Origin of the sequence: Butyrivibrio fibrisolvens (assembly GCF_037113525.1) — a bacterium.
Lineage (GTDB): Bacteria > Bacillota > Clostridia > Lachnospirales > Lachnospiraceae > Butyrivibrio > Butyrivibrio fibrisolvens.
The window spans coordinates 1,918,539-1,932,730 of sequence record NZ_CP146963.1 but is presented as its reverse complement, the minus strand read 5'-3'; the positions used below and the strand labels follow the sequence as shown (position 1 = coordinate 1,932,730).

12 protein-coding genes are annotated in these 14,192 nt (G+C 38.9%); 3 read left to right on the top strand and 9 right to left on the bottom strand.

The window, feature by feature from the left end:
- Positions 1–181: 181 nt before the first annotated feature.
- Together WAA20_RS07965 and WAA20_RS07960 are read right to left on the bottom strand one after the other, a co-directional pair.
- Entirely contained in the window at positions 182–1,429 is a 1,248-nt protein-coding gene (locus tag WAA20_RS07965; RefSeq protein ID WP_073385245.1) for an L-rhamnose isomerase, read from the bottom strand.
- A gap of 118 nt (positions 1,430–1,547) precedes the next feature.
- Entirely contained in the window at positions 1,548–3,053 is a 1,506-nt protein-coding gene (locus WAA20_RS07960; RefSeq protein ID WP_073385243.1) for a rhamnulokinase family protein, read from the bottom strand.
- Positions 3,054–3,388: 335 nt separating this feature from the next.
- On the opposite strand from WAA20_RS07960, the gene WAA20_RS07955 reads away from it, so the two are divergent.
- Positions 3,389–3,559, top strand: a complete 171-nt coding sequence (locus WAA20_RS07955) for a hypothetical protein (protein WP_338802620.1) — start codon at positions 3,389–3,391, stop codon at positions 3,557–3,559.
- A gap of 25 nt (positions 3,560–3,584) precedes the next feature.
- Positions 3,585–4,586 (top strand): radical SAM protein, encoded by a 1,002-nt coding sequence (locus WAA20_RS07950; RefSeq protein WP_073385241.1) that lies wholly within the window; start codon positions 3,585–3,587, stop codon positions 4,584–4,586.
- 76 nt (positions 4,587–4,662) lie between these two features.
- Here the strand turns inward: WAA20_RS07950 and WAA20_RS07945 are convergent, their stop codons facing one another.
- The 6 genes from WAA20_RS07945 to WAA20_RS07920 form a co-directional block, all read right to left on the bottom strand.
- Entirely contained in the window at positions 4,663–6,099 is a 1,437-nt protein-coding gene (locus tag WAA20_RS07945) for an ATP-binding protein (protein WP_073385239.1), read from the bottom strand.
- A gap of 316 nt (positions 6,100–6,415) precedes the next feature.
- Positions 6,416–7,012, bottom strand: a complete 597-nt coding sequence (locus WAA20_RS07940; RefSeq protein WP_073385238.1) for a hydrolase — start codon at positions 7,010–7,012, stop codon at positions 6,416–6,418.
- Entirely contained in the window at positions 7,002–7,511 is a 510-nt protein-coding gene (locus WAA20_RS07935) for a DNA-deoxyinosine glycosylase (RefSeq protein WP_073385236.1), read from the bottom strand. The genes WAA20_RS07940 and WAA20_RS07935 overlap by 11 nt, the downstream gene beginning before the upstream one ends.
- A gap of 102 nt (positions 7,512–7,613) precedes the next feature.
- Complete coding sequence (locus WAA20_RS07930; protein ID WP_073385235.1) at positions 7,614–8,648, bottom strand: phosphotransferase; 1,035 nt, start codon at positions 8,646–8,648, stop codon at positions 7,614–7,616.
- A 37-nt stretch (positions 8,649–8,685) separates the two neighbouring features.
- Positions 8,686–9,102, bottom strand: a complete 417-nt coding sequence (locus WAA20_RS07925) for an NUDIX hydrolase (RefSeq protein WP_278308432.1) — start codon at positions 9,100–9,102, stop codon at positions 8,686–8,688.
- Positions 9,103–9,413: 311 nt separating this feature from the next.
- Complete coding sequence (locus WAA20_RS07920; protein ID WP_073385233.1) at positions 9,414–11,144, bottom strand: hypothetical protein; 1,731 nt, start codon at positions 11,142–11,144, stop codon at positions 9,414–9,416.
- Between the two features lie 216 nt (positions 11,145–11,360).
- Here WAA20_RS07920 and WAA20_RS07915 point away from each other — a divergent pair, with 216 nt between their 5' ends.
- On the top strand, positions 11,361–12,239 hold the full coding sequence (locus WAA20_RS07915; protein ID WP_073385232.1) for an AraC family transcriptional regulator: 879 nt from the start codon (positions 11,361–11,363) through the stop codon (positions 12,237–12,239).
- Positions 12,240–12,323: 84 nt separating this feature from the next.
- Here the strand turns inward: WAA20_RS07915 and WAA20_RS07910 are convergent, their stop codons facing one another.
- Entirely contained in the window at positions 12,324–14,162 is a 1,839-nt protein-coding gene (locus WAA20_RS07910) for a bifunctional homocysteine S-methyltransferase/methylenetetrahydrofolate reductase (protein ID WP_073385230.1), read from the bottom strand.
- Between the last annotated feature and the right edge of the window lie 30 nt (positions 14,163–14,192).

Genomic DNA, 14,192 nt, shown 5'->3' with positions numbered 1-14,192 from the left:
GGTGGGTGGTCGAAACGTAAAATAATGTTACGCCTTCCACAAACGATGCCCCTGAACACTCCTCGTACGGATTACGCTCGAGGATTATATCAGTGCCATCTGCCTGGAATACTTCGGTTCCAAATACAAATGGTAAGTTTGAAGTGTTTATAGTTATATTTTTATAGCTCTTTGCTATGTATTATGATCTCTTTGAAAGTACTTCTACCTCGTAACGTTTAATCTCGTCGTACCATGATTTGTCAGCTGGTACTCCTTCGCGGCTGCAGTATTCTGTCCAAACGTCTGACCATGGAAGTGACTTCATTTCTTCTGAGAGCATGAGACGTTTTGTAAAGTCCGCTTCGTCCTGAGCTTTCTTGAGTTCTTCGTTGGGCTGAAGAAGTGCAAGGAGAAGGGCTTTCTGAGCTGCTCTTGTTCCGATGACCCAGGCTGCTACTCTGTTGATCGATGCATCGAAGAAGTCGAGTCCGAGGATAACCTTATCAAGGGCGTCGTTCCTAACAACTTCCTTCATGACCTCGATAAGCTCGTCCTGAAGTAGAACTACGTGATCAGAATCCCAGTTAACAGGTCTTGTCACATGGAGAGGGATCTTATCAAAAAATGGAAGAAGCGCAGGAATCTTGTCGCTTACATATTCACTTGGATGATAATGTCCCATGTCAAGAAGGTTGTATACGCCAGGGTGAGTTGCTGCATAGCTCATGTAGAACTCGTTAGATCCTGTTGTATAACTCTCAACGCCGATTGCAAAGAACTTAGATTCTACTGTATCGATAACGTGTGGGCACTTCTCTGCAAAGATCTGATCAAGAGAATCTTTAAGACGAAGTCTTGGTGTAAGGCGGTCAGCAGGAATATCCTTAAAACCGTCCGGAATCCATACATTGTTCAGTACCATGTCATTAAGTTCCTGACCGATTCTCTCTGCGATCCTTCTTGAAGCAATTGCATGACGGATCCAGAAATCACGAACTTCTTTCTTGGGAGATGAAAGTGACAGACCATCAACCATCATCTTGTGTGAGAAAATAGTTGGATTGAAGTCAATTCCAAGGTTATGTTCCTTGGCAAAATCAACCCATGGCTTAAAGTGCTCATAAGTCTGCTCATCACGATCAACCCATGGATGCTCATCATCAAAAATTGCATAGCAGGCATGAAGATTGATTCTCTTCTTGCCAGGGATCTGGCTTATAGCTTCAAGGAAATCTGCCTTGAGCTCTTCAAATGTTCTGGCACGCCCCGGATAATTACCTGTTGTTGCGATACCATCTCCTGCTCCTCCATTTGGATTATCAAATCCGACAACATCATCTCCCTGCCAGCAGTTAATGCTGATCTCTTTATTTCTGAGAAGTGAAATTGCTTTTTCTGTATCAACGCCGTAACTGGCGTAAATCTCTTTTGCTTCTGCGTAACTCATTTTTCCTCCTTTAGCCTTAATTCAAGGCTTGTAGCTTCGATTTTTCTATTCGATGTTTGTTAAATATAGTTTTTATATCAAATACTTATTATCTATATAGCTATTCAACTGATATCACTTAGTCTTCAATACATTTAATATCAAAGCTCTTCTTTATTGCATCTCTTGCTTCCTGAAGATTCTTGTACTCTCCTGAACATATGAACTGCACTATCAGGTTTCCAAGAGCTGTTCCTTCTGTTGGTCCTGCAAACACAGGAAGTCCTGTCGCCTGAGCGGTTCTTTGGTTCAGGTACATATCCTGTGATCCTCCGCCTACGATGTTGATGGATGTGTATTTATTACCAGTAAGTTTTTCAAGCGTCTCTACAGTTCTTCTGTAGTCATCAGAAAGAGAATTATAGATAACCGCCATAACTTCGCCTGTTCCTGCCGGAAGACAAGTTGTTGCCTCGCACCCTTCGATTTTTTTACCATCCGAATCATTCTTTTCAGATGGACTATCATCTCTGACATTTGAAAGTGGTTCTCCTGCATCCTCACAGGCCTTTTTTATCTCTTCTATCATTGACTTAGGTGCAAGGAATCTTGCATCATCAACGTCCAGCACTACGTCAACATCTTTTGCCTGCTTAGCTGCTTCAATAAGCTCTGGGAAAGAAGGCTTTGTGCCTGTAATCTCACCGATCTCCCGCCTTACAGACTGGATCATCCAAAGTCCCATGATGTTCTTAAGATATCTATAAGTATTGTTATAGCCACCTTCGTTGGTGAAGTTAGCTTCCTTAGACTCGCCATTTGTTATAGATTCTTTGTTCTCAACTCCCATAAGTGACCATGTGCCTGATGACAGGAACACTGCCTTGTCATCCCTTGCAGGAACAGCAAGATATGCAGATCCTGTATCGTGGGTAGCCGGAAGTATCACATCAAGGTCAAAACCTACATAGTTCCTGACTTCCTGAGTAAATCTTCCAAGCTTTGTACCAGGCTTTGAAAGTTTACCGAATATCTTCTTTGGAAGACCGAGCTTTTCTATAAGTTCATAGTCCCAGTCGCAGGTCTTTGCATCCACAAGCGCAGTCGTAGAAGCATTGGTATATTCATTAGACTTTATACCTGTCAGCTTATAATTAAGATAATCCGGAATCATGAGAAAGCTCTCTGCCTGCTCCATGTATTCAGGATGCTCTTTTTGAAGTGCCACAAGCTGATAGATCGTATTAAATTTCTGATATTGGATTCCTGTTTTAGAATACAGATCGTCAAAAGAAAGGATGCCCTTATCTTCAAGCTCCTGCCTGATGCCATCTGTTCTTTCGTCTCTGTAAGCGACTGTATCACCAAGGATCTCCCCATCGCTGTCAAGAAGCACGAAATCAACTCCCCAGGTATCAATTCCCATGGTATCCGGCGTGAGATTCTGGTTTCTGCACTCTCTGATACCATCTATAACATTTTGATACAATAAATTTATATCCCAGCACAGATGACCGTTCTTCTCAGATACCCCATTTTCAAATCGGTAGACTTCCTGTAGCTTCATGATGCCATTATCTACTCTACCGATAATGTGTCGGCCACTGGAAGCGCCTATATCAACCGCTAAGTGATTTAGTCCCATAGCTATCTCCCATATTTTTAGTATTGTTCTAAATAGCAAATTGATATTACTCCAACAAGTCGGCGTTGATTCTTTTTGTATTATTCCAATGAATCTAATGCCGAAAAATAGTTGTATTATTCCAAATTTTGCTTTATCCAGAACTATATTTATTATTTGGCCTGACCTAATACTGATTATAACGTCATATGGTGCCTGCACCATTGTCCAAAGTCCGAAAGACTTTTGCAAAAGTCCACTCTTTTCCCAAGACAAAACCAAAGACGAGAATTCCATTAATCGTAGACTCCATCTGCATCAGCACTGTTCAATTAGCTGTTTCGCCACCGCTACTTATGTGCTATCCTAATGAAGTATCTATTTTTCTTGCATTTGATCACCTGTCTCCTGTATATGGCTACGACAATTTCATTAAAATGATGGACTGGATGCCCAATATCGTTGAAGTAGTTTTTGAGGGAAAAGAAGTTGTCGAGATAAATGAGTTAGGACATATTGAAATTTAATATTTAAGATATCATAAGGGGGAATATGAAAACCGTTTCACTCAGCATTGCCAATTACTGCGTTCCATGTCACACATATTGCAGGCATTGCCTTCTTTCATCATGCGGCAAGGCTTCGGGAGTAGACTTTGAAAGAGGTCTTAAACTTGGAGAAAGAGTTATAACTGAATTAGCCCAGCAAAAGAATGAAATATATGGTAACTACTATTTCGGTTATTGCATGGATACACCAAAGCTATTCGACTACATAGATTTTTGTAAGAAATATTCATTAGCCGGCGCACGATTTCTTCAGATGAACGGATTCGCTTTCAGGTCCGAAAGCGAGCTTGATAGCCTAATGAAGCGCCTTAAAGATGCAGATATCGAAATGATCGACCTGACATTCTACGGCACAGAAGAATATCATGACAAATTTGCAGGAAGAAAAGGCGACTTTGATTTTATATTAAAAATGCTTAATTCCGCTATAAAAAATGAACTTACAGTAAATATCAGCATTCCTTTGATGAAAGAAAACATCGAAATGATGCCTGAACTTCGACAGCTATTAGATAAAAATGGTGCTTCGAAATATTCATATTTCCTGCCCCACAGCAAAGGAAGAGGTAAACTTTTAGAAGATCAGCGATTAACAAAATCTGAATTCGAAACACTTCCTCAAGACATCAAGGATTCTTTCTGGAAGATAAAACATATGACTGAAGCTGAATGGATCACATCAGAAGAATTAGAAGAGCCTCAAAAAAGGGCACTTACGCTAGTGCTCACACCTGATAATATAGATCATTTTGAAAGCATGAGTGCTCTGGATATTTTGAACGAACTTGAAGCAATGGATGACAACTTCTTAAACAAGATGCCTTCTGTGCCTGAACTGGCCAAGCGTTTCGGTCGTCCCGACAACCAGCAATTATACAGATTCAGAGATCTTCTCCTTAGATGGAGACAGGAATATATCAAAGAATGCGGCTCTGATCTTTATGATATGCATGACGAAGCACATCATTTTAGTATACATATGTAAGTTTCGCCGCTGATTATAGTTCAGTATTTGTACTATAGTCAGCGGCGAAATTATGCTTTTACCTTTTTAGGGTGATTCAAGCAAACAGGTCATCCAACGTAATAACCTTCTCAAATGACCATTTATACTCATTATCCTTTATTCCATACGTTGTAATAAGGGTATTATGTATTGTACTCTTCTTAGGTATCTTCTCATATAGTACTGTTTGTCTATGCCTGAGAATTTTGTCATATTCTTTATCTACTGTAAATTTATCACTATAAAATTTCATCTCGCACATATTAACAACATTGTCTTTACGGATTATGAGTAAATCTATCTGAGTTCCTCTTTCATCATCTCCTGTTTTAGTCCAAGCTGACTCTGTAGAGCTAATTCCACTTATTCCCAGAGTTCTCTTTATCTCGGAAATATGATTAAAACATACATTTTCAAACGCATACCCTCTCCAGGTCACAATGGGCTGTGCATCTATATTCTGCTGCCAGAATCCATTCATGATGGAATCCTTTTTTTCCACAAACTTCAGAAAAAAAGCACAGAACGGATCTACAAGTTTATAGTGTTCTTCTCTTTTACCATATCCAAACGGAACATATTTTATAACAAAATCACTTGCCAATAGTGCATTAAGACTTTTCGATAGAGTTCCACCATCTGAATATCCTGACTCACTTATGATTTCCTTTCTGGTATATCCTTTACTCCTATTTGAAAGTATCTTTACAATTGTTTTTGCCATATTTGGATTCGTGAATATTGAGGAGAAAAGCCTGTCAAATTCTTGTGACAGCTTCGCTCCTTTGGCAAAAAACAACTCATCTACATTTTGAGCCAGGCTATTGCCTCGTCTGAAATAATTCAGGTAAAATGGGATTCCTCCAAATATCATATAAGATTGCACTATATCATACCTTGAAAGATTTATCCCTCGCTCTTTGAATAACAACTCACTCTCCTTTAATGTAAAAGGCGAGAGTTTTATTTCATAAGTAACGCGTCCATATAGTCCGCCGTGGTTATTAATAAGCTCATTCTCCATCCACGAATTAGCGCTTCCAGAGATAATTACCATTATATTTCTATGACAAGCCCATCCATTCCAAAAAGCCTCAAAGCCAGTAATGAATCCGGATCTGGGAGTATCCATCCATGGAAGCTCATCCAAAAAGACAACCTGACGTGTACCATTATCGATGCTCTGTAAATACATCTCCAGCATAAAAAAAGCCTCTAGCCAGTCTTTAGGGCAATGATCTTTTTTCATTCCATGTGTAATAAGAGAATAATAGAATGCTTCTAATTGTTTCTTGAGCGGTTGACTATTATTGGACTCGTTTGATTCGATAGGCGAAAGTCCTGCATGTCTAAAAGATATTTTATTTCTGAACGTTTCATCAACAAGAAATGTTTTACCAACACGACGTCTGCCATATACTGCAACCAGCTCTGCTTTATTGTTTTCATATAGTTCTAATAACTCGGCAACTTCTTTCTCTCTACCTATCATATTCATATCCTCATCTAGCTACATCAATAATCAAAAAACAATCTATAACATCTACTTTTAATTATATATGGTATTATAATCAGCTGTCAACCACACTTTTATGTCGTTAGCAGCTGATTATAATGCGCTTTATTGGTTATAATCAGCTGCTAATGCATATTTATACCTTTTAGCAGCTGATTATAACAAAAAACATCTGCTGTAATAGAATTGAATCTCCCAATATCATAGATATCTTTCCAGCAAAATGTTCACACAAAAAGAGGACTTTCGTCCTCTTTTTTATCCGAAAAAATTGCTATTTGGTAGTGATTTTTTACGCCACAGCAGCCATCTCTTCATTGATCAGATCCTCACTCTCAGCCATAGCTTTAAGTGTCATCTCGAGAAGTTTATCAAGTTCCCAGCCAAGTTGTGCCGCGCCACGTTCAATGACCTCTCTTGAGCAGCCTGCAGCAAATCCCTTGCTCTTATACTTTTTCTTAAGAGATTTCAGCTCCATGTCCTTAGTACTCTTCGAAGGTCTCATAAGAGCAGCTGCCCATACAAGTCCTGTAAGTTCATCTGCTGCAAAAAGAACCTTCTCCATCTCACGAGTTGGCTCAACATCAATAGTCACACCGCATCCCACAGTGATTCCATATCCGTGTGAACATACAGCATGAATGATATCATCACTAACTCCCCCATCTTTTAAAAGCTCTGGTGCCTTAAGGCAATGTTCCTCGGGATAAAGCTCAAAATCAATATCATGAAGAAGTCCGACAATTCCCCAGTACTCAGCTTCATCTGCATATCCAAGTTCATTGGCGTACCATTTCATAACAGCTTCCACTGTCAGCGCATGCTGTATATGAAAAGAATCCTTATTGTACTTTTTAAGAAGTTCAAATGCTTCGTTTCTAGTTATCATCTCTTCGCTCCTCCCTTACTATGTTTGTCTTTATCACGCTCCATGCCTCCACCAGTTTATCCACTGACCATGCTGCGTTAGCCGGACTTGTAGACGGAAGGCATATTGCTTTTCTATTAGTCACTTTCTCTGTATACTTTTTGTAATATTTCTCTGCAGTCTTACCATTAACAAAGATTGCCTCAATAGGCGCATTATCCAGTATTACGGACAGATCATTAGCTACTACATTCTTAATTGTTGAATCAGCAGATCCATCAATATCGCATGACGCGATCACATCCCACACTGCAATATGGTTTCTTAATAGAAAGGCTCTTTTCTCATCAATTGTCTGTGGCACACTCTCACCAAATACCGCCGCAGTCACCTTCCAAAACCTGTTCTGTGGATGTCCATAGAAAAACATTACCTCCCTGGACTTCACTGACGGAAAACTGCCTAGTACTAATATTCTTGAATTGTTGTCATATACCGGATTAATTGGATGTTTGATCATTTAGCTTTAATCCTTCTGCAATATTTTGATTTATATCATACTCAATGTATACCAAAAATAAATATTAATATTATATATTTTTTTGAACTAAGCAATATCTTCTCAAGCACTTTTGCTTAATTGCATCAGTTTTTTGGAAATATTGTCCGCTTTATTGTAAATTTCCTTACAGATTTCTGTTCTCCAAATCGCAAACTGTAAAAGCGCATCCCTATTCTCGGTTTTATCAATCAAGTATTCTTCATATCCGTATGCACTTCGAGAAAGCTGAAAACGGTAAACATACGGCATTGCCTCAAGATCTCTTTGTGAAAGCGGAAAATAGTTAATATACTCTTCTACGTACAAAGAAAAATCATCTATATCAAACGACTGTCCACTCGGGCATGCTCCTGATTGAATGTAAGATCTCATTATCTCCCAGACTGCAGGCAGCTTTGCTGCTGAAGAGAAATCTATTACTGCTTTCACCTTTTCATCATCACATATCAACTGGCACGCCGTATAATCGCCATGGCTAGACGTATATGTAATTCCCTTGAAATATTCCTTCATTTCCTCAATATGACCAAAAAGTTCTATCTTGAACTCAAGATCATCTTTTATCCTGGCATAGTTGGCATCTTCCTTATAATCTTCCAATGCCTTAAGCAATCTTCCATATTTATCAATAACAGACTGAACCGAGATGCTCCTTGCCCACTTTTCACCAAGTTCTGTTTCAAGCGGATAATCCTTAAGTGCCAAATGCAATAGTCCCAGATACTTTGCACTATCCTTCAAAAGATAATGCGGAAGATCATTAAGATAAGATTTCCCTTCCAGGTACTCCTGAACACCTATAACATGTCCTTCATACAAAAAACAGCTTTCATCCTCTTTTGTCATGATAAACCTGGCAACAGGAAAATCTCTTTCTGCCAAATACTTTACAAGATTAGCTTCCTTCTGTATCTTTTCAATCTCAAATTTGCTCTGATACTCTTTTAAGAAAAAATCATCTTCGTCACAGCAAACCTTATAGCAATTAGCAGTTCCCAAAGAAAGATGTATCATTTCTTTTAAATGTAGTCCATACTTATCAAGCAAAACTGTTTGCATCGTTTTCTTATCAAAAACACTTTTTTCAATCGACATTTATTACCTTCCCCATCAATTATGCGCAATATCCCTTCTAGCAAAATTGCAGTGCATATAAAATAGCAAGTATCGTGACGCCATCTCTTGTCCCATTCAATCTTAGCAGATCCAAATATTCCTGTTTAGAAAACCATTTCTTACTATTGATCTCATCTGAATCCGTATAGTTCTTCTCTGATAAAACCTTCGCGCAAAAGCAGTGTACTAACGAATCAGACATTCCATTAGATGGATTATACTGACACAGATATTGTAAATCTGACAATTCACATCCAGTCTCCTCCATTGCCTCTCGTAATGCAGCATCTTCTGGAGATTCTCCATCCTCTATTCTTCCTGCAGGTACTTCCCATTCCAAGCGATCCACTGTATATCTACGATTCTGTATCAAGAGAATTTCTTCCTTTTCATTCATAATAACAACAGCAACAGCTTTTTTAGGATAATGTATCTGATATTAGTTTTCGATAATATTACCACTTGGTAATGCAACTCTATCAGAATAAAGGCAAACATGGTCACATTCATATATAGTGGTTCTATTAAGTCTTTTGGGCATTAGTTCATTCTACACCTCGCATCTTGATAAAACAGATATCATTCAATCTACAATACTTGTTATATCAAATCAATCATATTCATAAATGTTTTTTATTTAATGAAAATGTTACATTTTTATTGTCTACTATTTGTAATAATTAATGTGAAAAAACTGCCACCAGGAAACTGATGGCAGTTAATCATTTATCAAATATATTCAAATCAACCTGCGAAGCAGAGATTATCAAACAGGTCATTAAGCTCAGAGCCGTTGATAGATATAGGATAGCTGGTATTGCTATATGTAAAGCGTACAAGAGTTCCATCTTCAAGTCTGCAATCAAGGAAAGTCTCACCATCAGTACGTACAGGTGTTACTACACTGCCTGCAGTAACTGTGGTATCGCCCTTTACGGTTCCGTCTTCATCTACTTCCTGCGCTTCTATGTCAACTTTGGCAGTAATGTCTCCACTTCCGCATACCCAGCTGATAGTATAGAAATCTCCGGCGAATTCCGGAAGTCCGTCGTCGCCAACCTTAAATGCTCCATAATATGACAAAGTACCAAGAAGATCATGGCCGTCACCAAATACCATGGCATTTGGATCTGAAAGGACAGCTTCTCCTTCATATTCAGGATCAATCATAGCTCCGATATCAGCATATGAAAACCACTTAGTGCCAACCGCCTTGATATTTCCATCTGTGATCTCAAATACAAACAGTTCAAGGCTGTTATCATAGCCTGCGTACATTATGTAAACGAATTCTCTGTTATCAGGAGTAACTACGCCATATTTCCACTTAAGACATGTTTTATCAAAATACTCATCTATAGTAACGAGCTGATCTTTATAGGCAAGATTAAGTGCACTGGCAAAGTCAGAATCTTCCTCATCTTCTGTTATGTACAGTGATAAAACACTTGTGTTACCATCATAATATTCCATAGACTGCGGATTAAGGTCAGTTCTTCTGTAGCAGTAACCATTTGAAGTATCATATGCGTACTCACTATTGACGCAGTCTTCATCATATGAGATCACAACTTCATGATTACCAAACAGCTGTCCCTTAACAAGTGTCTCTTCGTTAAAAAAGAAGTGGATACCATCATAAGACAGGCACCAGTTGTAGGCATTTTCGCCTTCAGCATCATACTTGTAATCTTTGAGCGCATCCTCTGCACCTTCAAGCTCATCAGTATCTTCAGGATAATCCTCTTTTAGATGCTCTATGATGATCTCATTAAGCTCTTCTTCTGAAATATTAAGAACATCGCCAAGATTAACCTCTTCTCCTGTTATGATGTCATAGGTATATCCATTTCTTTCATACAGATAACTTGAATTCCAGTTATCCTGTACCATCTCGTAATAACCTAAATATCTGTCGGTAGATCTAAGAACGATAACCTCCGTTTCAACCCAGTAATTGTGAATGGTATTGCCTTTTTCAGCATCGCTTTCAGCTCTTTCTCTGGCGTCTTCTTCAAACTTTTCTATTTCGTCTTTATACTTTTGATTATTCTCATCAGCTCTTTTTCTAAGAACAGCATCAAGTTCGGGATACATATCCTGGTACTCATCAAGAAGCATCAATGACTCAAGGTTATAATCGCCTGCAAGGGTGATCTGACCATCAGGATAAACATAAAGACGATCATGCTTATTAACCATTTTAAAAACAGGCTTATTAGCTTCAAAATCAGCAAGATCTACCTCAGTGCTTGCATCTGCCTGATCATCAGATTCATCCTCTGGATCATCAGAATTTGAAGCATCATCATCAGATTCATCCTGATCGGTATCTTCTTTTTCTGAATCATCCTCGTTTTTATCATCCTGATCTTCAGATTCCGTGTCATCTCCACCAAGTCCAATATTCGGAATTGAACATCCCGATAGAATAATGCTGCATGAAAGGAATGCTGCAAGTAATTTTTTCTTCAAAATTGTGTTTCCTCCATTTTCTCTTTTCACAAATAAAAATTCTAACATCAGTAGATAATATGTCAAGTTTATAGCAGTCTGATAGGTATATATGATCAGCTGGAAAAATATATTGCCGTATGTTATGTATAACTCAAAGATATTTTCTTATTGTGCCAATGATTATGTTACTATTTAAATATATATTTTAATCTTCGTATCTACAGGAGTATGCTCATGTTTACTTATACAATGGATGTCGAAAAAGGAAGCATATGGCAGAGAACCACGCCCGGACAGGCTGCCCTTTCACAGCCTTATGTTGTTACAGAAGCAGGTCTCTTCTACGGCAGAGAGAAATTCTCAACGTCACGAGGTAACAAAGAAAGCTACCTTATCTTCTATACAATAGAAGGTTGCGGTCAGATAAGTCAGGGAGGGGATACTGTCCTTCTTAATAAAGGCGAAGCCCTTCTTCTAAACTGCAGGATTCCTCAAAGCTATGGAACATACAAGGAAGTCGGCAAATGGCACCATTACTGGATACATGCAGATGGCGCCGGTGTAAAAGCCATGGAGCCATATCTGATTCCGGAGGGAAGGCTTAGAAAAGTTCATATTCCAAGATCCACAAGAGATATATTTGAAAGCATGCTGGGAAAGCTCCCTGAAGAGACTACAGAATCCGCCCTTTCAAGCGGTATGTATGTTCATAGAATACTTAACAGAATGGTCAGGAGTATGCTCTCAGAAAGTACAGAGCTTGGAAATGACCACAAAAGAACTATGGAAGCGATCGCAGAATATATAAGGCTCCACTATCAGGAAGAGATTACCATGCAGGATCTTTTAAAAAAGGCTCACATGAGTAAGTCCTACTTCCTGCAACTATTCAGACAGTATATGGGTACTACTCCCTACAACTTCCTGACCAACTACCGTATAACACAGGCAAGGGAGCTACTGGATCTGACTGACCTTCCAATAACCCAGATAGCAACAAAAGTTGGATTCAATGATGAATCTAACTTCTCTACAAGATTTTCAAAGATAACAGGCCAAAGCCCTATGCAGTATCGTAAGAGCGCTATTGCGCAAAATCAGACTGAAAATTGATCATCATTCTCGTACAAGCAATGATTTTAATTATCTAGGATTCAAAAAACTTCGTACATATAATATATATGTACGAAGTTTTTGTTACAGTATCTTATCTAACAAATAAACTCTATTGAATGGAATCGAGAAGTAATATCCATCGCTAAAATCACTAGTCTTAGCGATAACATCGCGAACCACCGATACGCCGACCATCTCGCCCTCTTCCCGGCTCATGTCAGGCTTATATCTCTGAATAACTTCTTCCGGAACATTGATTCCGGACATTTCGTTCTGAATGAACTGTGCATTCTTGTAGCTTACAAGAGGCATAAGTCCGCAGAAAAGCTTAACGTCAGGATCAACCTCTTTCATCTTCTCTTTAAAGAATGCAAGCTTTTCAATATCACTATCTGAAAATACAGGCTGTGTGAGGAAGAAGGAAGCACCAGCCTCGATCTTCTTGATCATCCTGGACAGTTCAACTTCAGTATTGGGTCTGTTATAGGATAATGCTCCTCCATAAGTAATAGGATCTTTGTAGAACTCTTCTCTGTTAAGCTCAGCGATTACTTTCATAAGTCCAACAGAATCAAAGTTAAATACGCTTCTTGCTTCCTGTCTCATAAGAGTCGGAACAGGGTCGCCTGTTATCGCAAGTATATTTCTTATACCATTCATATAGGCGCCAAGAAGTCCGCTTCGAAGGCTTATAACATTTCTGTCACGGCAACATATATGAGGGATTGCAGATATTCCAGTCTCAGTACTAACTTTAAGGCCTGCAAGGATTGAATCCGCTCTGGTTCTTCCCGAAGGAGAATCAGGAAGTGTAATAGCATCTACATTGTACTTGGTAAGTGCATTAGCACTGTCCATGAGCTTTTTGTCATCTGCACCAAACGGAGGTGCAAGTTCAATTGCTATAAGCTTCTTATCTGTAGAACCCTCCCAGAAAGCTGAATTCTTCTCACGAACCTTGATCTCAGCATCTGCTTCACCTTTGAATGCGTGAGGCTTTTTAGTAGCAAGATCAATCCTGGCAACTTCCTCTGTATACTTAGGATTCGTTCCGCAGCATCCGCCTACGATGTCAGCTCCAAGCGTGAGTATCTCTTCCATCTTGGATGCAAAATACTTCTCATTCCCACTAAATATCGGTCTTGAAAGCATACCCTGCGGGAAGCTTGCATTTGGGAATGCCGATACGTACCTGATTCCTGTAAAGTCTATCTCATCAAGAATATTCCTCATGGAAGCAGGTCCTATACCGCAGTTAAGTCCCGCTGCATCCACAAGCTTTTTAGAGGATAGTTCTTTAATTATATTTCTTACGTGAATTCCTTCGTTGGTATAACCATGCTGATTAGAACATAGCTGTACCCATACGAACAGATCCGGCTCGTCTTCTTTTTTAGCTTTGAGCCAGTTAAGAGATTTTTGGATATTGTCTATTCCTGCAAAGGTCTCAAACAGGAAGATCTTGATCCCGCTATCATACATAGTCTTGACCATAAAAAGATATTCATCAGAAATCTTCTCATCGTCCTGCCCAGGTACAAAAGGAATAGGACCTATATCACCCGCAACAAAGATCTGTCTTTTCTCTTCTCCATCAGGATTCGAAGAAACAGCATTTGAATCTGATACATTAGAAAAAAGCGAAGAAGCCATAAATGCAAGTCTGCAGCCTGCAATTATACATTCAGAAAGCTTATTCATATCTTCGCCAAGGTTTAGCGTATTGCAGGCAAAAGTATTAGTCCTTATAAGGTTAGCTCCAGCCTTAATATAATCGCTGTGAATATCTATAACCTTATTAGGATCAGTAATATTGGCATTTTCGGGAAGAGCGCCCGAACCATACTTTTGTGCAAAGTATGTGCCGAACGCTCCGTCTGCCAGAAGTGTTTTATTTTTAAGATAGTTTTCTATTTTCATATTAAACCTGGTTGTCGTAAATATAGTAAT